This window comes from Burkholderia pyrrocinia (genome assembly GCF_018417535.1).
Lineage (GTDB): Bacteria > Pseudomonadota > Gammaproteobacteria > Burkholderiales > Burkholderiaceae > Burkholderia > Burkholderia pyrrocinia_E.
In genome coordinates, this window is sequence record NZ_CP070977.1 from 47,306 (window position 1) to 68,954 (window position 21,649).

The following is a 21,649-nucleotide window of genomic DNA, read 5'->3' on the forward strand; positions in this document are numbered from 1 at the left end:
GCCCTGCACGCATCGTGCGGGGCCTTTTTCGTGCAACGGCGTGCGCGCTCGGCCCGGCTTACTTCACGCGCATGCCGGGCTTCGCGCCGCTGTGCGGCTCGAGGATGTAGAGGCCCGGTTCTGCCTTCTCGTCGGTTGCCGACGCCGCGAGCACCATCCCTTCGGACAGGCCGAACTTCATCTTGCGCGGCGCGAGGTTCGCGACCATCACCGTCAGCTTGCCGACGAGCTGCTCGGGCTGGTACGCGGACTTGATGCCCGAGAACACGTTGCGGGTCTTTTCCTCGCCGATGTCGAGCGTGAGCTGCAGCAGCTTGTCCGAGCCTTCGACGGCCTGGCACGCGACGATTTTCGCGATGCGCAGGTCGATCTTCGCGAAATCGTCGATCGAGATGGGGGCATCGTCGGCGCCGTTCACGACGGCCGGCTTCGCGTTTGCCTTGGCGTTCTTCGCATCCTTTGCGTCCTTCGCGGCGTTCGCACCCGCGGCTGCCGCGCCGGTCGTCTCGGCCTGCAGCGAATCGCGGTTCGCGGCGAGCAGCGCGTCGATCTGCTTCGCGTCGACGCGTGTCATCAGGTGCTGGTACGCCTTGATCGGCTGTTCCGACGACAGCGGCTTCGCAGCATCGGCCCACGTGAGCGGCGCGACCCCGAAGAATGCCTCGACGGATTCCGCGACGCGCGGCATCACCGGCTTCAGCGCAAGCGACAGCAGGCGGAAGGCCTCGAGGCTCACGCTGCAGGTTTCGTGCAGCGCGACCGCGTTGGCCGGATCCTTCGCGAGCTCCCACGGCTTCGCGCCGTCGACGTAGGCGTTCACGTCGTCCGCGAGCTCCATCGTGTGGCGCAGCGCACGGCTGAATTCGCGCGCTTCATAGTTCGCGGCGATCGCGGGAATCGCATCGCGCAGCTTCGCGACGAGCGGATGGTTCATCGCGCTGTCCTGCACGCGGCCGTCGAAGCGCTTGATCAGGAAGCCGGCCGCGCGGCTCGCGATGTTCACGTACTTGCCGACGAGGTCGCTGTTCACGCGCGCCTGGAAGTCGTCGAGGTTCAGGTCGATGTCTTCCATCGTCGCATTCAGCTTCGCGGCGAAGTAGTAGCGCAGCCATTCGGGGTTCAGGCCCGTGTCGATGTAGCTCTGCGCGGTGATGAACGTGCCGCGCGACTTCGACATCTTCGCGCCGTCGACCGTCAGGAAGCCGTGCGCGAACACGTTGGTCGGCGTGCGGTGGCCCGAGAACTCGAGCATCGCGGGCCAGAACAGCGTGTGGAAGTACAGGATGTCCTTGCCGATGAAGTGGTACTGCTCGGCCTTCGCGCCCGGGCGGATCCACGCGTCGAAGTCGATGCCGTTGCGGTCGCACAGGTTCTTGAAGCTCGCGTAATAGCCGACCGGCGCGTCGAGCCACACGTAGAAATACTTGCCGGGCGCGCCCGGGATCTCGAAGCCGAAGTACGGCGCGTCACGCGAGATGTCCCAGTCGGCGAGCTTGGCCTCGCCGGCGTCGCCGAGCCATTCGCGCATCTTGTTGGTCGCTTCGGGCTGCGCGAGGCCGCTCACCCATTCGCGCAGGAACGCCTCGCAGCGCGGGTCGGACAGGCGGAAGAAGTAGTGCTTCGACGTCTTGCGCACCGGCGTCGCGCCCGACACGACCGAATACGGGTTCAGCAGTTCGGTCGGCAGGTAGGTCGAGCCGCACACCTCACAGTTGTCGCCGTACTGGTCCTTCGCATGGCACTTCGGGCATTCGCCCTTGATGAAGCGGTCCGGCAGGAACATTTCCTTGACGGGGTCGTACGCCTGCTCGATCTCGCGCTCGGCGATCAGGCCGGCTTCCTGCAGCGCGAGGTAGATCTGCTCGCTCAGCACGCGGTTCTCGTCCGAGTCGGTCGAATAGAAGTTGTCGAACGACACGCCGAAGCTGTCGAAGTCGCGCTTGTGCTCGGTCCAGACGCGGTCGATCAACTGCTTCGGGCTCAGGCCTTCCTTCTCCGCGCGCAGCATGATCGGCGTGCCGTGCGTGTCGTCGGCGCCGATGTAGTAGACCTCATGGCCATGCATTCGCAGCGTCCGCACCCAGATGTCGGTCTGGATGTACTCGACCATGTGGCCGATGTGGATCTGCCCGTTGGCATAGGGCAGTGCGGACGTAACGAGGATCTGGCGGTCGCCTTGCGGCGCCGCAGCCTGCACGGAAGTGAGGTCGGATGCGGACATAGGGTCTGTAGAGGAACGGCGGAAAAACGACGGGAAACTGCGATTCTAGCAGGGGCGCCGGCCGGGGAGGCGGGCCGGCGCCGCGCAGCGGGCGCCGGAACGGGCGGGGCCGCGCAAGCGGCGTGCCCGATGGTGATGTGCTGCGATGCAGCACGAATTCTGCGGGCAAAAAAAACCGGGGCGGATACGGCCCCGGAGCAACAACGACAAGAGGAGAATGGTGACGCGCCGGCAACACCAGCCACGTACCGTAAATACTGACCGCGGCCCGCGACGGAAGTTCGAAAATTTTTTCGATTTGTTACCGGCCCCGCCGGAAGCCCTGTCCGGCGGGGGCGTGCGGGCGGCGTGCCCGCACATTCCCCTCGTCGCGCGCTTACTGCGCCTGCGCTGCGCGCAGGTAGATTTCGACGCGGCGGTTCTGTGAGCGGCCGGCTTCGGTCGCGTTGTCCGCGATCGGGTTCGATGCGCCCATGCCTTGCGCCGACAGGCGGCCGCCGTTGACGCCGCGCTGCGCGAGCGCGTTCACGACGCTTTGCGCGCGGTTCTGCGACAGCGTCTGGTTCAGCTGCGCCGAGCCCGTGCTGTCCGTGTAGCCGACGATCGATGCCGTCACTTGCGGGTTCTGGTTCAGCGTCGTCGCCAGGTCGTTCAGCAGCGGCGTGAATGCCGGCGTGATCGCGTACTGGTTCGTCGCGAACGTCACCGAGCTCGGCACGTTCAGCTTCAGCGAGCCGTCCGGCTGCTCGGTCACCTGCGTGCCCGTCTGCGCTGCCGACGGGGCGAGCTTGTTCTTGATCGCCTGCCAGTTGTAACCCGTCACGCCACCGACCAGTGCGCCGACGCCCGCGCCGATCGCCGCGCCCTTGCCGCCGCCCGCCAGCGCGCCGATGCCTGCGCCCAGCGCCGCACCCGTGCCGGTACCGACGGCCGTGTTGGTGCCTTGCGGCGATGCGCAGCCGGCCAGCACTGCACCGGCCAGGGCGAAGACGGACAGGCGAGTCGCGATTTTCATGTTCATCTTGGATTCCTCTCTTGGTTGAACGAGTCGACAACGACGACAACAACAGTTACGGCTCCCTGCGCTGGCCGTCCGAAAAAGGAGGGCCGGCCTGCGCTCGCGGCAGCCGCCGAGGCGGCCGCATGCCCTGTCCGTCAGCGTGGCTGTTCGGGCAGGGCGACGCGTCAGCCTCTACAATATAGGCGGTACGTGGCCGATTTGGCCCCATAGCATGCCGCAGGCGAAGAGTGCGCCGGGTCGCGCGTTCGCGCAATGGCATGCAACAGATTCTTTCACTTTTCCCGATTTTCGCAGCGTAATTTGATATTTTTTGACGTTTGCGCGCGAAAAAAACGTTTTCACGGAGTTTCGATGAGCATTGACCGGGCACAAGTCGACACCGCGCTGGCGGCTGTCGTCGACCCCAATACCGGCCGGCCGTATGCGGCGAACAAGGGCGTGCGCAACGTCGCGATCGACGGCGATGTCGTGGCGCTCGACGTGGTGCTCGGTTATCCCGCGCGCAGCCAGCACGACGACGTGCGCGCACGCATCGTGGCGGCGCTCCAGGCCGTGCCGGGCGTGCGCGACGCGCGCGTCGCCGTGTCGCAGGAGATCGTCGCGCACACGGTCCAGCGTGGCGTGAAACTGCTGCCGAACGTGAAGAACATCGTCGCGGTCGCATCGGGCAAGGGCGGCGTCGGCAAGAGCACGACGGCCGTGAACCTCGCGCTCGCGCTCGCCGCCGAAGGCGCGTCGGTCGGCATTCTCGACGCCGACATCTATGGCCCGTCGCTGCCGACGATGCTCGGCATCCACGGCCAGCGCCCCGAGTCGCCCGACAACCAGTCGATGAACCCGCTCGTCGGCCATGGGCTGCAGGCGAACTCGATCGGCTTCCTGATCGAGGAAGACAACCCGATGGTGTGGCGCGGCCCGATGGCGACCTCCGCGCTCGAGCAGTTGCTGCGCCAGACCAACTGGCGCGAGCTCGACTACCTGATCGTCGACATGCCGCCCGGCACCGGCGACATCCAGCTCACGCTGGCGCAGCGCGTGCCCGTCACGGGCGCGGTGATCGTCACGACGCCGCAGGACATCGCGCTGCTCGACGCGAAGAAGGGCCTGAAGATGTTCGAGAAGGTCGGGATTCCGATCCTCGGCATCGTCGAGAACATGAGCATCCACATCTGCTCGAACTGCGGCCATGAAGAACACATCTTCGGCGCCGGCGGGGCCGAGCGGATGGCGCAGGACTACGACGTGAACGTGCTCGGCAGCCTGCCGCTCGACATCGCGATCCGCGAGCGGGCCGACAGCGGTACGCCGACGGTCGCGGCCGATCCGGACGGCGCGCTGGCGCGTCGCTACCGCGACATCGCGCGCGGGGTGGCGCTGGCAATTGCCGAGCGCGCGCGCGACATGACGTCGAAGTTCCCGTCGATCGTTGTTCAAAATACGTAAAACCCTTGCGGGGCGGGGCCTCACGCTGTTTACGGCGCCGCGAGGCGCGGTATGATGGCGACTTTTCCCGGGTCCCTTTACCCGCCCGGCGCGGCCGTTGTGTCAAACGGCCGCCAGCCGGCATGAGGATCGAATGAAACAACGACATCACGGCGTGCGCGCCGGCCGCGCGCGGCGCGCGCTGCTGGCCGCCGCCGCGCTGGGCCTGCTGGCCGGCTGTACCTCCTTTTCCTCGTCGCACGAAAAACGGGCCGACGCACAACTGCAGCCGACGGTCGGCTCGCAGGCGCGCGGTGCGGTGACGTTCGTCGAGCGTCCGGACGGCGTCCAGGTCACCTACAACCTGGTCGGCCTGCCGCCGAACAGCGATCACGCGCTGCAGGTGCACGAGCGCGGCGACTGCAACGCGGGCGACGGCTCGAGCGCCGGCCAGGTGTTCGCACCGGCCGCCGACCGCCTGCGCGCGGGCGCCCGTGTCGCCGGCGATCTCGGCAACATCCATGCGGATGCGAACGGCGTCGCGGCCGGCTTCATCGTCGCTCCCGATCTGGCCCTCGATGGCGTGCGCTCGGCGATGAACCGCGCGGCGCTGGTGCACCGCGACCCGAGCGATCCCGCGTTTCCGCAGCATGGCGCGGGCCCCGCGCTCGCCTGCGGCGCGATCCGTTGACGGCCGCCGCGTGCGCCGGCCGATGATCGCGTAAAATGTCCGCCTTTCCCGGCCGCCGCCTTGTATCGGCGGTCTCCGTTTTCCGTCACGCAGCGTTTCCTGGCGCCCCGATATGAAACGACCCCCACGCTCACTTTGTTCGCTGCCCCCCGAGGGGGCGGTCAGCCTCCTTGGGTCGGCCCGGCGGAGGCTGACATGAGTATCAAGTCCGACAAATGGATTCGGCGCATGGCCGAAGAGCACAAGATGATCGAGCCGTTCGTGCCCGATCAGGTTCGCGCGTCCGCGGACGGCCGCCGGATCGTCAGCTACGGCACGTCGAGCTACGGCTACGACATCCGCTGCGCAGACGAATTCAAGATCTTCACGAACATCAACTCGACGATCGTCGATCCGAAGAACTTCGACGAGGGTTCGTTTGTCGATTTCAAGGGCGACGTGTGCATCATCCCGCCGAACTCGTTCGCGCTGGCCCGCACCGTCGAATATTTCCGCATCCCGCGCACCGTGCTGACCGTCTGCCTCGGCAAGTCGACCTATGCGCGCTGCGGGATCATCGTCAACGTGACGCCGTTCGAGCCCGAATGGGAAGGCTACGTCACGCTGGAATTCTCGAACACCACGCCGCTGCCCGCGAAGATCTACGCGAACGAAGGCGTCGCGCAGGTGCTCTTCTTCGAGAGCGACGAAGTGTGCGACGTGTCGTACGCCGATCGCGGCGGCAAGTATCAGGGGCAGCGCGGTGTCACGCTGCCGAAAACCTGATCTGGTTGCATAACGTCTCACCAGTTTCCGGGTGACCGCTGCGCGTGACGCGCCGCGGTCGTTCTTTTTGGAGAATCGCCCATGAAGTTTCGTTTCCCCGTCGTGATCATCGACGAAGATTTCCGCTCCGAGAACATCTCGGGCTCCGGCATCCGGGCGTTGGCCGAAGCGATCGAGAAAGAGGGCGTCGAAGTCCTCGGCCTCACGAGCTACGGCGATCTGACGTCATTCGCGCAGCAGTCGAGCCGCGCGTCGTGCTTCATCCTGTCGATCGACGATGACGAACTCATGCTCGGCGAAACCGGCCCGGACGGCGAGCTGCCCGAGCTCGCGACCGCGATCATCGAGCTGCGCGCGTTCGTCACCGAAGTGCGCCGCCGCAACGCGGACATTCCGATCTTCCTGTACGGCGAGACGCGCACGTCGCGGCATCTGCCGAACGACATCCTGCGCGAGCTGCACGGCTTCATCCACATGTTCGAGGACACGCCGGAGTTCGTCGCGCGCCACATCATCCGCGAGGCGAAGGTCTATCTCGACTCGCTCGCGCCGCCGTTCTTCAAGGAACTCGTCAAGTACGCGGACGAAGGCTCGTACTCGTGGCACTGCCCGGGCCACTCGGGCGGCGTCGCGTTCCTGAAGAACCCGCTCGGCCAGATGTTTCACCAGTTCTTCGGCGAGAACATGCTGCGCGCGGACGTCTGCAACGCGGTGGACGAACTCGGCCAGCTCCTCGACCACACGGGCCCGGTCGCGGCGTCCGAGCGCAATGCGGCGCGCATCTTCAGCGCCGATCACCTGTTCTTCGTGACCAACGGCACGTCGACGTCGAACAAGATCGTCTGGCACGCGACGGTGGCGCCGGGCGACATCGTGCTGGTCGACCGCAACTGCCACAAGTCGATCCTGCACGCGATCACGATGACGGGCGCGATTCCGGTGTTCCTCACGCCGACGCGCAACCATTTCGGCATCATCGGGCCGATCCCGCGCGACGAATTCAAGCCGGAGAACATCCGCAAGAAGATCGAGGCGAATCCGTTCGCGCGCGAGGCGCTGCGCGAGAACCCGGACATGAAGCCGCGGATCCTGACGATCACGCAGAGCACGTACGACGGCGTCGTCTACAACGTCGAGATGATCAAGGACCTGCTCGGCGACCTGCTCGACACGCTGCACTTCGACGAAGCGTGGCTGCCGCACGCGACGTTCCACGACTTCTACCGCGACATGCACGCGATCGGCGACGGCCGGCCGCGCACGGGCGCGCTCGTATTCGCGACGCACTCGACGCACAAGCTGCTCGCGGGCATCTCGCAGGCGTCGCAGATCGTCGTGCAGGATTCGGAGAACCGCACGTTCGACAAGCACCGCTTCAACGAGGCGTACCTGATGCACACGTCGACGAGCCCGCAGTACGCGATCATCGCGTCGTGCGACGTCGCGGCCGCGATGATGGAGCCGCCGGGCGGCACCGCGCTCGTCGAGGAATCGATCGCCGAGGCGATCGACTTCCGCCGCGCGATGCGCAAGGTCGACGCCGAATACGGCGACGACTGGTTCTTCAGCGTGTGGGGCCCGGACAACCTGTCGGAAGAAGGCATTGGTTCGCGCGAAGACTGGATGCTGAAGCCGAACGACCACTGGCACGGCTTCGGCCCGCTCGCGGAAGGCTTCAACATGCTCGACCCGATCAAGGCGACGATCATCACGCCGGGGCTCGACGTCGACGGCGAGTTCGGCGAGACGGGCATTCCGGCCGCGATCGTCACGAAGTACCTGGCCGAGCACGGGATCATCGTCGAGAAGACCGGCCTGTACTCGTTCTTCATCATGTTCACGATCGGCATCACGAAGGGCCGCTGGAACTCGATGGTAACCGAGCTGCAGCAGTTCAAGGACGACTACGACAACAACCAGCCGCTGTGGCGCGTGCTGCCGGAATTCGTCGCGCAGCATCCGCGCTACGAGCGCGTCGGCCTGCGCGACCTGTGCGCGCAGATCCACGACGTGTACCGCGCGAACGACATCGCCCGCCTGACGACCGAGATGTACCTGTCGGACATGGAGCCGGCGATGAAGCCGTCGGACGCGTTCGCGAAGCTCGCGCACCGCAAGATCGACCGCGTGCCGCTCGACGAGCTCGAAGGCCGCGTGACGAGCATCCTGCTCACGCCGTACCCGCCGGGCATTCCGCTGCTGATCCCGGGCGAGCGCTTCAACAAGACGATCGTGAACTACCTGCGGTTCGCGCGCGACTTCAACGAGCGTTTCCCGGGCTTTCACACCGACATCCACGGCCTCGTCGCGGAAGAGGTGAACGGCCGCGTCGAGTACTTCGTCGACTGCGTGCGCGACTGATGGCGACGCACGGACGATTCCGGGCGATGCGCGCGGCGCTGGCCGCGCTCGTCGTCTGGGCGGCAGGGTCGGCGGGGCTGGCGGGGTTCGGCGTCGCACACGCGGAAGTCGCCGCGGCCGACCCGATCGACGTCGCGATGCGGCAATGCCTCGCGCGGCGCGACCGGTCGTCGACGGCCGGCCAGATCCAGTGCATGGGCGAAGCGCAGCAGCAGTGGCAGACGGTGATGGACGGCGCGTACCAGCGCCTGTTGAAGGATGCGCCGGCCGACGCGAAGCGCGGCTGGCAGGACAGCCAGCGCCGCTGGGTCACGTGGCGCAAGGATGAAGTCCATCTGCTGAAGGCCGTGTACGACACGACGCGCGGCACCGCGTACGCGATGTCGAGCGCCGACATGCAGTTGCAGCCCGTGCGCGATCGCGCGCTGGCGCTGCGCGGCGCGGCCGATCGTTATGCGCCGCCGCCCGCCGCCGCGCCGGTCGCGGCCACGAGCGGCGCGCAGGGCGGCGCGACCGCGCCGCGCGATCCGGCCGTGCGCCGCGTGCGGCCGTGCGAACAGGATGCCGTGTGCGAGCACGCGCTGTTCGACCTGAACCGTTATTACCAGAAGCTGCGTCGCAAGATGCCTGCGCATTCGGCCGCGACGCTAGTGCGCGCGCAGCGCGCGTGGGTCGCGTTCCGCGATGCGACGGCGCCGCTCGTCGGCGAGGACGGGCGCGTGGACCTGATCGGCGCGCGGATCGCGACGATGAAGCGGTTGTCGGAGACGGCTGGCAACAAGTGACGAGTAACAGCCGTCGCGACGCCGGTCGTTCGACGCCAAGACAAAACGGGCACCCTTGGGTGCCCGTTTGCATGTGGCGGCGTGCAACGCGCCGCGTTTCGCGCTCGCGTGCTTACGCGGGTCGTTGCGTGTCGTGCCGGCCGAACCACGACGGCACGAGAGCGACCGCATCGTCGAGCGATGCGAGCACGTGAAGGCTCAGCGCGACGATTTCGGGCGTCGGCGCCTTCAGGTCGGGCACGGTGACGACCGACGCGCCGGCGCCGGCGGCCGATTGCGCGCCGAAGTCGCTGTCCTCGAACGCGACGCACGCGTGCGCCGGCACGCCGAGGCGTTCGGCCGCGAGCCGGTAGACGGCCGGATCGGGCTTGCCGCGCGCGACTTCGTCGCCGCCCGCGATCGCGTGGAAGAACGGCAGCACGCCGACCGCGTCGAGCCGCGCGCGGATCACGTCGCACGCGGACGACGACGCGACCGCGCACGGAATGCCGGCCTGCGCGAGCGCGTCGAGCAGCGCGAACGCGCCGGGCTTCAGCGGAAACTTCGGATGGGGCTCGGGCGCCGCGAGCCGTTCGCGTACGCGGGTGCGCACGGCGTCGAACGTATCGGGGTTGCCGATCAGCCGCGCCAGGGTGACCTGGCCTTCGGCGAACGAGCGGCCGACGATCTGCAGGTAGTCGGTGGCCGTCAGCGCGACACCGTGCGCATTCGACACGTCGATCCACGTGTTCATGATGGTCCGCTCGGAATCGACGAGCAGGCCGTCCATGTCGAAGAGCGCGGCGGAAAAGGTCATCGGCGGCATCCGGGAAGCGGGGCAGGCAACGGGCGGCGCGACGGCCGCCCGAATGAAAAACGGACGCCGAAGGCGTCCGTCCGGAACAGCGGGCTTACTGGCCGAGCGCGGCGCGGGCAGCCTTGACCGCCGCGCGCACCTGGTCCGGTGCGGTACCGCCCGGATGGTTGCGGCTCGCGACCGAACCCTCGAGCGTCAGGTAGCCGAACACGTCGTCGCCGATCAGGTGCGCGACGTTCGGCAGCTCCTGCTTCATCTCGTCGAGCGTCAGGTCGGCGAGATCGATGCCGCGATCGTCGCAGATCCGCACCGCGTGCGCGACGGCTTCGTGCGCATCGCGGAACGGCAGGCCGCGCTTTACGAGGTAGTCGGCGAGGTCGGTGGCGGTCGAGAAGCCCTGCAGCGCGGCTGCGCGCATCGCATCCGGCTTCACGGTGATGCCGGCGACCATTTCGGCGAAGATCCGCAGCGTGTCGGCGACGGTGTCGACCGTGTCGAACAGCGGTTCCTTGTCTTCCTGGTTGTCCTTGTTGTACGCGAGCGGCTGGCCCTTCATCAGCGTCAGGAGCGCCATCAGGTGGCCGTTCACGCGGCCCGTCTTGCCGCGCGCGAGTTCCGGCACGTCCGGGTTCTTCTTCTGCGGCATGATCGAGCTGCCGGTGCAGAAGCGGTCGGCGATGTCGATGAAGCCGACGCGCGGGCTCATCCACAGCACGAGTTCTTCGGAGAAACGCGACACATGGGTCATCACGAGTGCGGAGGCTGCCGTGAATTCGATCGCGAAGTCGCGATCGGACACAGCGTCGAGCGAGTTCGCGCAGATGCCGTCGAAGCCGAGCGTCTTCGCGACCGCGTGGCGGTCGATCGGGTAGCTCGTGCCCGCGAGCGCGGCCGCGCCGAGCGGCAGGCGGTTCACGCGCGTGCGGCAGTCGCGCATGCGCTCAGCGTCGCGCGAGAACATCTCGACGTACGCGAGCAGGTGGTGGCCGAACGTGACGGGCTGCGCGACCTGCAGGTGCGTGAAGCCCGGCATGATCGTGTCGGCGTTCTGTTCCGCGAGGTCGAGCAGCGCGCCGCGCAGGTCGTTCAGCAGGCCGCCGATGCGGTCGATTTCGCCACGCAGCCACAGGCGGATGTCGGTCGCGACCTGGTCGTTGCGCGAGCGGCCCGTGTGCAGGCGCTTGCCGGCATCGCCGATCAGCGCGGTCAGGCGCGCCTCGATGTTCAGGTGGACGTCTTCCAGGTCGAGCTGCCATTCGAATTCGCCGCGCTCGATCTCGCCCTTGATCTGCGTCATCCCGCGTTCGATCGCGGCCAGGTCGTCGGCGCTGATGATCTTCTGCGCGGCGAGCATGTTCGCGTGCGCGAGCGAGCCGGCGATGTCGACGAGCGCGAGGCGCTTGTCGAAAAACACCGACGACGTGTAGCGCTTGACCAGCTCCGACATCGGTTCCGAGAAGCGGGCCGACCAGGCCTCGCCCTTTTTGTGCAGTTGGGACGTCATGGCGATTCTTCGAAGGGGAGTTGGGCGGCGTGCGCCGCCGAGGGAATCTCGCGATTCTAACATTCGCGAGCCCGGCGGCCGGCGCGGGCTAGCGGGGCGTGCAGGTCAGCGGGCCGATCCGCGGCAGCGTGCCGTCGTCCGGCCGCTGGTACGCGAACGCGACGACGCAGTCGTGGCCGTCGCCCGAGATTTCCAGGCGGTTGGTCGCGACCAGGCCGTCGACGAACGTGAGGCCGTCGTAGCCGACGATCGTGCGCTGGCCGCTTTCGACGTGACGGACTTCGAGCCCCGGCGGCAGCGGCTTGCCGTCGGGCGTGCGCAGCACGATCGACGCCGCGCTGTAGCGGGTGACCGCGAAATGCGCGAGCACGCCGGAGCGCGCCTGCGGCGCGAGGTCGAGCGCCGTGCCGGCGATCCGCGCATCGGCGGGCAGCCGGGTGCCGTCGATCGCGACGCGGTTGTTCTGGTACGCATTGAGATCCGGAACGAGCAGGTAGCCGGCGCGGTCGGTTTCGCCGATCAGCCGGTTCTGGTGCAGCACGGGCACGTGCCCCGTGTCGGTCGACACCAGCGCGAAACCGTCGTCGATGCGGCGCGCGGTCATCACGCGGCCGTCCATCAGCACGAACGCGCCTGTGACGTCGACCGACGCGTTGCCGCGCCCGCCGAACGACTGCGCGAGCAGCGTGATTTCGCCGGCACGGCCGAGATATTGCAGTTGCCCCTGCCCGTAGCGCATTGCGCCGTTCGCGCCGGCCTGCACGTTCCAGCCGAAGCCGCCGCCGTAGTCGGGCGGCCGCGATGCGTTGGCCGCGTAGGTCGATTCGCCGTTCTGCCGGCCGCTGTTGACCGTGACCGACGTGTTGCCGCCGAGGCCGATGCTCAGGCTGGCGAAGAAGCCGCGCGTGTCGCGCTGCCGGAAATCCTGGAACGCGCTGAGCGTGAGCGAGGTCAGCATGCCGAGATTGACGAGATACGCGACCGAGCCGATGCGCGACGCGGCGGCCCCCGGGTACTTGAGGGCGAGATAGCTGAACGACAGCGTCTGCGCGCGCAGGAACGGGAACGAGAGCGTGACGCGGTCGGTCGCGCTCGATACCGGCGTGCCTTCGCGCGTGCCGAGGTCGCCGTAGCCGCCGAAGGCGCGCAGCGTCTGCGCGTCGATCGAGAAACGTTGCGCCACGTACTGGTAGCCGAGGCCGGCCTGGATGCCCGCGTCGCGTCCCCCGCTGAGCGCGAGCGACGCATTCGCGACGCCGCCGCCGACCCGCGCGAGCACGCCCGCGCCGCCGTTGTAGACGCCGGCCGTCGCTTCCGCGTGTGCCTCGACGGTCAGCCGCTCGCTGATGCCGTAGCGCAGCGAGCCGCTCGCGGCCGGCGTGCGCGCATAGTCGAACGTATCCACGCCATAGGCGCGGCGCAGGAAGCCCGCTTCGAGCGAATAGCTCGCGAGACCGGGCGCGAGCATGCGCGTGTCGATGTAGAGCGGCAGCGACGTCGCGATCGTGCGGCCGAGCGCATCGCGCGTGACGACGGTCGCGTTGCCCGCGCCGGTGATGCCCGGCACGCTGTTGATCACGAACGGCCCGCTCGGCACGTCGCCGCTGAACTGGCGCACGTTGTTCACGTACAGGTCGACCGACGACGGCACGACCGCGCTGCCGGACAGCGCGGGCACCGGGAACGTCACGAGGTCGGGGCGCAGCCCGAAGTTGCTGCGCCACTGCACGCCGCCCAGGCGCAGCGAGCGGGTCCACGACAGCGACGACGAGATCGTGTCGCCGATTTGCGTCGTCGTGAGCGTGGCCGGATTGGAACGGGCCCACGACGTGTCGTAGCGCACGTAGCGCTGGCGGTCGTCGTACAGGTACGCGATGCCGGAGTTGCTGAACACGCCGGCCGGGTCGAAGTAGCGCGCCTCGCTCCAGATCGCGAGCGGCGCGTGCGCGGCGGTCTGCGCATAGGCGTCGTAGTTCAGCACGACGCCGCGCCCGGACGTGGCGGGCGGCACGGCGGCGAGCGCGCGCGTGTCGAACGTGTGCGGAATGCGCAGCGCGTCGGGCACGCGCAGGTCGAGCGTTTGCCGGCCCGCGTCGTAGTCGTACGACAGACCGGCGAGCGTGTCGAGCGCGACGAGCGCATTCGACGGCGCGCGCGTCCGGTTGCCGGCCGCGATGCCGAGGTCGTTCAGGTCCGCGGACGCCGCGTAGAGCCGCCCGTCGATCTGCTGGAAACGCGCGATCCGGTGCGTCGGCTCGCCGTTGAGCGACACGTCGAGATACAGCCCGCCGGCTTCGGGCGCTGCGGCAGGCGGCGCGGGCGCCGGCTGCGCAAGGGGATAGGCGGCGCGCAACGCGAGCGTGAGCGCCGCGGCGGCGAGCCGGGCGCGCCGCATGGCGCAGGTCGTCGGGAGGGCATCGCGCGTCGGCGGCACGGGCAACGTGGCGGGTTCGGGCCCGTTCGCGTCAGGGCGGCGTCAGCCGGGCGTCGACCGGCTGGGTATTGACCGTCGCCTGGATCCTGACGAACGGCGCCGCATTCGCGTCGAGCTTGAGCGGCCAGTGCCGCGTGCTGCCCGCGAGCGCATAGCCGAGCAACCCGCGCGTGACGTCGTGGGCGGTGCCTTGCGCATCGACGAGCCGGACCGCCGCGATTTGGGCACGGCGGCCGCCGCGATTCTCGACCGCCAGCCGCAGGCCTTGCGCGTCGTGCTCGATACGCCAGTCGAGGCGAGGCGGCGTGGGCGCCGTGGCGGGTTCGACGAACACGGGTACCGAGTAGCGCAGCCGGATCGTGATGCCGTTCGCGACCGGTGCGCCCGGCGCGGGCAGCTCGTCGATCAGCACGCGATAGCTTTCCTCGGCGGTCGGGGTGTCGCGCGCCGTGCGCACGAGCCGGATCACCTGTTCGGCATTCGCGCCGATCTGCAGCAGCGGCGGCGAAGCGGCGAGCGCGTCGGTCGGCGTCATCACGTCGGCGCCGTTTTCCTGGGTCCACCGGTACGTGCGGACCTGGCCGTAGATGGGCTGTGCGCCGGGATTGCTGAGCGCGACGCTGGCCGCCGTGGCCGACGTCGGCAGCTCGATCGTCACGGGCGAGATCTGCAGCGTGGCGGCGGACGCGACCGCCGCCGACGCGGCGCACAGCGCGGCGAGCCCGCGCAGAAGATACGTCACGGCGGGTCAGAAGTAGACGGTCGCGGTGACGGTCGACTGGTACGTATCGGGCTTCGGCGTCGCCTGCGTGGGCACCTGCCCGTAGACGTTCAGCGTCTGCGCGGAGCCGGTGCCGGTGCCGCCGACCGTGTCGGTGCCCTGCGTGTTGCCCCAGACCGTCGCGTGGCCCGAGTCCTGGTAGATCTGGTAGCCGACCGTCGTGCTCGTGTTGCCGCTGGCGGTGCCGGCCATCAGCCGGCTGCCGACCGTCGAGCCCGACACGCCGCCGCCGTCGAGCCCGACGTTGTACGGCGTCGAGTTCGTGCAGGTGACGGAGAGCGTGGTCTGCTGGTTGATCGCCGACGCGAGCACGCCGGACGTGCCGAATGCGAGCGGATTCGCGGCGATCGTGCAGTTCGCCTGGATCGTCAGCGTGACGTTGAATTGCGAGGTGGCGGTGCCGTTCGAGTAGGTGGCAGCGACGGTGACGGGTTGCAGTGCCGGTGCGAGCGCGAGGGTGGCCGCGAGCACGACCGGGAGGACACGACGTCGGGTATCGTTCATTGTGGTTGTCTCCTGCCGTTCAAGGGGTGCCGCCGGCTCGCGGGTGCCATCCGCGTGGTGCGTCGCCGTGTCGACCGAACAGCGCTGTCGTTCGTGGAAGCCTACTCCACGCACTCGGTCGCCCGCAATGGTAAAAATGCCGATAGGGAACGCATTGTCCGGAGTTCCGGCTATCTTGCTATCCACGGGTTTGACATGGATCAAACGCCGGCGTGAGCGTCCGGTACGCCGGCGGATACCATGGCGGGTGCCCGGACGGAGATCGTGGCGGAAGGGGCGCATTTTCGGGGGAACGCATGGCGGATGAGCGGTTCAACACGGGGCGCCGCTGGGCGCGCGCGCTGTCGTGCCTGTTGCTGGCCGTGGTGCTTGGCGCGCCATGGGCGGCGCGTGCGGATACCTGTTCGGTGACGCCGCCCGCGCCGAGCTTCGGCTCGGTCAGCCCGATCAGCCTGCTGGCCTACACGACGACCAGCACGATGACCGTCAATTGCACATGGGACGCGCTGAGTCTGAACACGGGCGTGCTCGTCTGCGTGAATCTCGGCGGCACGAGCCCGCGGGCGCTGAGCAACGGGGCCAACCAGATGCAGTACGACCTGTATCAGGATTCCGGCTATTCGCAGACATGGGGTTCCGTCGGCGCCGGCACGACGCCGATCTCCGTGTCGCTGACGAAGCCGGGGCTCGGTACGACCGCGAGCGCGAACATCACCGTCTACGGCCGCATCACGGCGAACCAGCCGACCGTGCCGACCGTGAACAACAGCAGCACGGTCTATGCGCAGAGTTTCAGCGGCAACCAGGCTACGTACAGCTACAGCTTCTCGCTGTTCGGCGTCCTGCCGACGCCGTGCACGTCGCAGTCGTCGGCCGGCTCGATCGGCTTCAGCGCGACTGCCACGGTCGTCAACAACTGCAACATCAACGCGACCAACGTCGCGTTTCCGGCGACGGGCGTGCTCGCGTCGGCGCTGACGGCGAGCGGCTCGATCAGCGCGCGATGCACGAACGGCGATGCGTTCGAGGTCGCCCTGAACGGCGGCAGCAGCGGCAACGTGGCGGCCCGCACGATGCAGCGCTCGGGCGGCGGCGGTTCGGTCGGCTATCAGCTCTATCAGGACAGCGGCTTGACGAAGCCATGGGGCGATGGCACTGGCGGCACGTCGATGGCGACCGGCACCGGCAGCGGGTTCGCGCAGGCGCTCACCGTCTACGGTCGTGTGCCCGCGCAGGCGACGCCCGCGCCGGGCAACTACAGCGACACGATCACCGCGACGATCAGTTTTTGAGCCGGGTCAGTCGCGCACCAGCACGACCAGCTTCAGGTCCTCGCGGTGCGCGGGCTTCAGCGTGATCTGCTGGTACACGAGGCGGCCGTCGGCCGGATGATCGAATTCGCGCAGGCCGCCTTCGCGCTCGAACACGTCCTGCGACGCCCAGTACTGCGCGAACGCGTCGCTGCCGGCGGTCAGCGCGTCGATCAGCGCGCGCGTCGGCGCGTCGGCCAGGTGGCGGATCGAATCGGCGCGGAATTCGGCCGCGAGCCGCCGCGCGCGCGTTTCCCAGTCGACGATCAGCGTGCGCGCGGCCGGCGACATGAACGTGAAGCGCAGCAGGTTGCGGTCGTGCTCGCCGTCGAGCCAGCCGGAAAAAAGCGCGGCGGCCGGCGCGTTCCACGCGAGCGCATTCCATTGCCGGTCGAGCACGTACGCGGGCGTCGCGATCGCCGCGACGGTCGCGGCGAGCGTCGGCGGCAGGTCGCCGCCCGCGACGTCGGGCTCGGCCGGGTCGCGCTGCGCGGCCAGTTCGAACAGGTACGCGCGCTCGGCCTTCGAAAGCTGCAGCGCGACGGCGATCCGCGCGAGCGCGTCGGCCGACGCCGATACGGGGCGGCCCTGTTCGATCCACGTGTACCAGGTCGGGCTGACGCCGCACAGTTGCGCGACTTCCTCGCGCCGCAGCCCCGGCGTGCGGCGGCGCGGCCCGGGCGGCAGGCCGACGGCCTGCGGCGACAGCCGCTCGCGGTGGGCGCGGATGAATTCGCCGAGCGCGCGGGCGGGCGTGGCGTCGAGCGGCGGGGCGGAGGCGGAGGACGGCTGGTTCATGCGGAAACGGCGAAGTGGAAACGAGGACGCGGCAACGATCAGACAGGTGTATCGAATACCAGAATAACTGCTTAACTTGTACTGGTACAAGCGTGGGCCTATTGTAGCGGCTCGCGCGCTGGCAGGCAGTGCGCGTCCCACAAAACGCGTTTCAAGGGGCCGGAACAAGCGCTGAAGCGCCAACTCCGGTCGACCGCACAACGCATGGGACCGGAGTAAGCGCTAAAGCGCCAACTCCGGTCGACAGTACAAAGGAGCGAACGATGAAACACCACGACCAGGTCGCCGACGCATTCGGCACGACGGCCGCCGCCTATCTGACGAGCTCGGTCCACGCGACGGGCGCCGATCTGCAGACGCTCGCCGACGCGGTGAGCGCGACGCCCGATGCCGCGGTGCTCGATCTCGGCTGCGGTGCCGGCCACGCGAGCTTCGCGGTCGCGCCGCACGTGCGCGACGTGGTCGCCCACGATCTCGCCGCGCCGATGCTCGCCACCGTCGACGCGGCCGCGCGCGAGCGCGGGCTCGCGAACATCCGCACGCAGCAGGGCCCGGCGGAGCGGCTGCCGTTCGACACGGCGACGTTCGACTGGGTCGTGAGCCGGATGAGCGCGCACCACTGGCACGACATGCGCGCGGCGCTCGCCGAGGTGCGCCGCGTGCTGAAACCGGGCGGGCGCGTGCTGATGATCGATATCGCGGGCAACGATCATCCGCTCCTCGACACGTACCTGCAGGCCGCCGAAGTGCTGCGCGACGCGTCGCACGTGCGCGACTACCGCGCGGACGAATGGCTCGCGATGTTCCGCGAGGCCGGTTTCGACGCGCACGTGCACAGCCGCTGGCGGCTGCCGATCGATTTCGATACGTGGGTCGCGCGCATCCGCACGCCGGCCGACAGCGTCGCCGGCATTCGCGCGCTGTGGGCGCATGCACCCGACGAGGTGCGCAGCTACTACGCGGTGCGGCCCGACGGTTCGTTCGAGCATGATGCGCTGCTGATCGACGCGCATTGACCGGGCCAGCCGGCACGGCACGCCGGCGCCGTCCGGCCTCCCGATGAAAAAAGCCGCGATACGCACCGTGGGTACGGTGGCGTATCGCGGCGTCTGCGATGCCGGACGGCGCGGAACGGGCCCGCGCCGCATGCGGATCAGCCCGTGTTGCGCAGGCCGGCCGCGATCCCGTTGATCGTCAGGTGAATCCCGCGGCGCAGCCGCGCGTTCGTGTCGCCCGCGCGGTGACGCTTGATCAGCTCGACCTGCAGGTGGTTCAGCGGATCGAGATACGGGAAGCGGTTCTTGATCGATCGCGCGAGCAGCGGGTTGGTCGCGAGGCGGCCTTCGTGCCCGGTGATTTCCGCCAGCGCCTGCGACGTGCGTTCCCATTCCGCGACGATCCGCTCGAACACGTGCTTGCGCAGCTTGCGGTCGGAGACGAGCTGCGCATAGCGCGACGCGACCGCGAGATCGGTCTTCGCCAGCACCATGTCCATGTTCGACATCAGGTTCGAGAAGAACGGCCAGGTCTTGTTCATCTTCTTCAGCAGCGCGACGCGCTTCGTGCGCTCGGCGTCGTCCTGCGCGCCGTCGAGATACGCGCTCACCGCGCTGCCGAAGCCGTACCAGCCCGTCAGCAGCAGCCGGCACTGGCCCCACGAGAAGCCCCACGGGATCGCGCGCAGATCCTCGATCTTGCGCTGCTTCGGATCCTGCAGCTTGCGAGAGGCAGGGCGGCTGCCGATGTTCAGCTCGGCGATCTCGGTGATCGGCGTCGACGAGAAGAAGTAGTCGGTGAAGCCGGGCGTCTCGTACACGAGCGCGCGGTACGCGGCCATCGCCGAGTCGGACAGCGTCTGCATCGCGGCCTCGAACGCGGGCAGTTGCGCAGGGGCGTTCGACTGCGGCAGCAGCGATGCCTCGAGCGTCGCGGCGACGACCGTCTCGAGGTTGCGCCGGCCGATCTCGGGGTTCGCGAACTTGCTCGCGATCACCTCGCCCTGCTCGGTCAGGCGGATCTGGCCGTTCACGGTGCCCGGCGGCTGCGACAGGATCGCCTGGTAGGTCGGGCCGCCGCCGCGGCCGACCGTGCCGCCGCGGCCGTGGAACAGCCGCAGCGTGATCTTGCGGTCGCGGAACAGGTCGACGAGCGCGAGTTCCGCGCGATACAGCTCCCAGTTCGACGTGAGGAAGCCGCCGTCCTTGTTGCTGTCCGAGTAGCCGAGCATCACTTCCTGCTCGGCGCCCTGGTGTGCGATCAGCGCGTCGACGCCCGGCAGTGCGAAGTATTCGCGCATGATGCGCGACGCGTCGCGCAGGTCGGGGATCGTCTCGAACAGCGGGATCACCATCAGGCTGTTCCTCGCATGGCCGCCCGGCACGCCGAGCGCACCTTCGAGCAGCCCCGTCTCCTTTTGCAGCAGCAGCACCTCGACGAGGTCGCTGACGGTTTCCGTATGCGAAATGATGTAGTTGCGTACCGCGCGCGCGCCGAATTGCGCGCGCACTTCGCGGGCCTTCTCGAACACGCCGAGTTCGCTTTGCGCGAGCGCCGAGTATTCGAAGTACGGCGAGCGCAGCGGGCGCGGGTCGGCGAGCGCGGCGAGCAGCACGCGCAGCTTGTCTTCCTCGGCGAGCGCCGCATAGTCGGCCTCGACGCCCGCGCGCGCGAATAGCTCGGCGACCACGGCTTCGTGGATGTCGGAGCTCTGGCGCAGGTCGATGCTCGCGAGATGGAAGCCGAACACCTCGGCGGCACGCACGAGCGGCGCGAGGCGCGGCGCGGCGAGCGACGTGCCGTGGTGTTCGTCGAGCGATGCGGTCAGCACCTTCAGGTCGGCGACGAACGCTTCGGAATCCGCATACGGGATCGCGCGCACGGGCGCCGCACCGCGGCCCGCGCTGCGCACGGGCACGGTGCCTTCGCCCAGGCGCACGCGCGCGCTCGCGGCGAGCCGCGTGTAGATGCCGATCAGCGCGCGGCGATACGGCTCGTCGACGCGGTGCGGCGACTGGTCGGGCGAGGCGGCCGCGAGCGCCTTCACCGCGTCGTTCGCGCCGACCAGCAGGTTCGACACCGACAGCTCGGCGCCGAGCTTGTGCACCTGTTCCAGATAGTGCTCGAGGATCACCGCGGCCTGGCGGTTGATCGCCTCGTCGAGCGTCGGCGCCGTCACGTTCGGGTTGCCGTCGCGATCGCCGCCGATCCAGCTGCCCATCTGGAAGAACGCGGGCACGCGCGCGGACAGGCCGTGCTCGGCGAGCGCGGCCTCGATGTCGCCGTACAGCGCGGGCAGTTCGTCGAGAAAGGTCGCGCGGTAGTACGACAGCGCGTTCTCGATCTCGTCGCCGACCGTCAGGCGCGCGTCGCGCAGCATGCGCGTCTGCCACAGCGCGGTCACGCGCGCGCGCAGCATCGATTCGTTGTGCTGGCGCTCGCGCGCGGTCAGTTCCTGGTCGCGCTCCGCGAGCAGGCGTGCGATGTCGTGCTGCGCGTCGAGGATGCTCTTGCGCTGCACTTCGGTCGGGTGCGCGGTCAGCACCGGCACGATCAGCGCGTCGTCGAAGAAGCGCTGCAGCAGGCGCTTCGATGCGTTGCCGGTCGTCTTCAGCTGATCGAGCGCATATGCGACCGTGCCGGGCTGCGGCGCGGAGCCGGCCAGCGCGTGGATGCGGCGGCGGCGGTTGTGGTGGCGGTCTTCCGCGATGTTCGCGAGATGCGAGAAATAGCTGAACGCGCGCACGACGCTGACCGTCTGCTCCGGCGTCAGCTTGCGCAGCTTCTTCTCGAGCGTCTGCGCGGCTTCGCTGTCGTCCTCGCGACGGAACTTGACCGCGGTCTGGCGGATCGTCTCGACGACGTCGAACACGGTGTCGCCTTCCTGCTCGCGCACGACGTCGCCGAGCAGGCGGCCGAGGAAGCGGATGTCCTCGAACAGCGGGCGGTCCTTGTCATCGCGCGTGCGCGTGCCGGACTTCGGCGCGGCGGCCGTGCGGGCAGCTTTCGTCGAGCGTTTTGTCTGACGTATCGGGTCTTTCGGTATCGTTGCCGTTTTCGCACGGCCGTTCGCGGCGGTGGCGACGGTGTCCGTCGAGGCGTCGGAGGAGGACAGGGCAGCATTGCGGCGCGCCGTACGCGCCGATCCGGAAGACTTCACGATGGGTTTCCTTGGGAAAGCTCGAGTCAAAAGGAACTGCGGAAACTGCGGGAACTGCGGTCAAGCAACCAGCTACGTGCGGCACATCCGCACATTGGCG

General features: G+C 68.5%; 16 protein-coding genes. 7 read left to right on the forward strand and 9 right to left on the reverse strand.

Features of this window, described 5'->3' with window-relative positions:
• Positions 1–58: 58 nt before the first annotated feature.
• Together metG and JYG32_RS00255 are read right to left on the reverse strand one after the other, a co-directional pair.
• Entirely contained in the window at positions 59–2,221 is a 2,163-nt protein-coding gene (metG, locus tag JYG32_RS00250) for a methionine--tRNA ligase (protein WP_213264310.1), read from the reverse strand.
• 376 nt (positions 2,222–2,597) lie between these two features.
• A complete protein-coding gene (locus JYG32_RS00255) occupies positions 2,598–3,242 on the reverse strand; it encodes an OmpA family protein (protein WP_174383820.1) in 645 nt (214 codons plus the stop codon).
• A gap of 351 nt (positions 3,243–3,593) precedes the next feature.
• Between JYG32_RS00255 and apbC the strand changes: the two genes are divergently transcribed.
• The 5 genes from apbC (at position 3,594) to JYG32_RS00280 (ending at position 9,266) form a co-directional block, all read left to right on the forward strand.
• Entirely contained in the window at positions 3,594–4,685 is a 1,092-nt protein-coding gene (apbC, locus tag JYG32_RS00260; RefSeq protein WP_174383821.1) for an iron-sulfur cluster carrier protein ApbC, read from the forward strand.
• 133 nt (positions 4,686–4,818) lie between these two features.
• Positions 4,819–5,355: a superoxide dismutase [Cu-Zn] gene (gene sodC, locus JYG32_RS00265; RefSeq protein WP_174383822.1), complete on the forward strand. Its 537-nt coding sequence runs from the start codon at positions 4,819–4,821 to the stop codon at positions 5,353–5,355.
• A 195-nt stretch (positions 5,356–5,550) separates the two neighbouring features.
• Positions 5,551–6,120, forward strand: coding sequence for a dCTP deaminase (gene dcd / locus JYG32_RS00270; protein ID WP_096471512.1), 570 nt, complete (start codon positions 5,551–5,553; stop codon positions 6,118–6,120).
• 81 nt (positions 6,121–6,201) lie between these two features.
• Positions 6,202–8,481 carry an arginine/lysine/ornithine decarboxylase gene (locus tag JYG32_RS00275; RefSeq protein WP_048250376.1) on the forward strand — a complete coding sequence of 760 codons (2,280 nt, stop codon included), beginning with the start codon at positions 6,202–6,204 and terminating at the stop codon, positions 8,479–8,481.
• Positions 8,481–9,266 carry a lysozyme inhibitor LprI family protein gene (locus tag JYG32_RS00280; RefSeq protein ID WP_213264311.1) on the forward strand — a complete coding sequence of 262 codons (786 nt, stop codon included), beginning with the start codon at positions 8,481–8,483 and terminating at the stop codon, positions 9,264–9,266. The genes JYG32_RS00275 and JYG32_RS00280 overlap by 1 nt, the downstream gene beginning before the upstream one ends.
• Positions 9,267–9,378: 112 nt before the next feature.
• On the opposite strand, the gene JYG32_RS00285 is transcribed toward JYG32_RS00280, so the two are convergent.
• The 5 genes from JYG32_RS00285 to JYG32_RS00305 all read right to left on the reverse strand — a co-directional run bounded on the left by JYG32_RS00285 (position 9,379) and on the right by JYG32_RS00305 (position 15,285).
• Complete coding sequence (locus JYG32_RS00285; RefSeq protein ID WP_213264312.1) at positions 9,379–10,062, reverse strand: HAD family hydrolase; 684 nt, start codon at positions 10,060–10,062, stop codon at positions 9,379–9,381.
• Between the two features lie 94 nt (positions 10,063–10,156).
• Positions 10,157–11,566, reverse strand: a complete 1,410-nt coding sequence (argH, locus tag JYG32_RS00290; protein WP_174384516.1) for an argininosuccinate lyase — start codon at positions 11,564–11,566, stop codon at positions 10,157–10,159.
• A gap of 88 nt (positions 11,567–11,654) precedes the next feature.
• Positions 11,655–13,961 (reverse strand): fimbria/pilus outer membrane usher protein, encoded by a 2,307-nt coding sequence (locus tag JYG32_RS00295; RefSeq protein ID WP_213264313.1) that lies wholly within the window; start codon positions 13,959–13,961, stop codon positions 11,655–11,657.
• A gap of 70 nt (positions 13,962–14,031) precedes the next feature.
• Entirely contained in the window at positions 14,032–14,742 is a 711-nt protein-coding gene (locus JYG32_RS00300) for a fimbrial biogenesis chaperone (protein WP_213264314.1), read from the reverse strand.
• Positions 14,743–14,748: 6 nt separating this feature from the next.
• A complete protein-coding gene (locus JYG32_RS00305; protein ID WP_213264315.1) occupies positions 14,749–15,285 on the reverse strand; it encodes a Csu type fimbrial protein in 537 nt (178 codons plus the stop codon).
• A 296-nt stretch (positions 15,286–15,581) separates the two neighbouring features.
• Here JYG32_RS00305 and JYG32_RS00310 point away from each other — a divergent pair, with 296 nt between their 5' ends.
• On the forward strand, positions 15,582–16,577 hold the full coding sequence (locus JYG32_RS00310) for a Csu type fimbrial protein (RefSeq protein ID WP_213264316.1): 996 nt from the start codon (positions 15,582–15,584) through the stop codon (positions 16,575–16,577).
• Positions 16,578–16,583: 6 nt separating this feature from the next.
• Here the strand turns inward: JYG32_RS00310 and JYG32_RS00315 are convergent, their stop codons facing one another.
• A complete protein-coding gene (locus tag JYG32_RS00315; protein ID WP_213264317.1) occupies positions 16,584–17,393 on the reverse strand; it encodes a helix-turn-helix transcriptional regulator in 810 nt (269 codons plus the stop codon).
• 263 nt (positions 17,394–17,656) lie between these two features.
• Here JYG32_RS00315 and JYG32_RS00320 point away from each other — a divergent pair, with 263 nt between their 5' ends.
• Complete coding sequence (locus JYG32_RS00320; protein WP_213264318.1) at positions 17,657–18,409, forward strand: class I SAM-dependent methyltransferase; 753 nt, start codon at positions 17,657–17,659, stop codon at positions 18,407–18,409.
• Between the two features lie 137 nt (positions 18,410–18,546).
• Here the strand turns inward: JYG32_RS00320 and ppc are convergent, their stop codons facing one another.
• Positions 18,547–21,549 carry a phosphoenolpyruvate carboxylase gene (gene ppc / locus JYG32_RS00325; protein ID WP_213264319.1) on the reverse strand — a complete coding sequence of 1,001 codons (3,003 nt, stop codon included), beginning with the start codon at positions 21,547–21,549 and terminating at the stop codon, positions 18,547–18,549.
• Between the last annotated feature and the right edge of the window lie 100 nt (positions 21,550–21,649).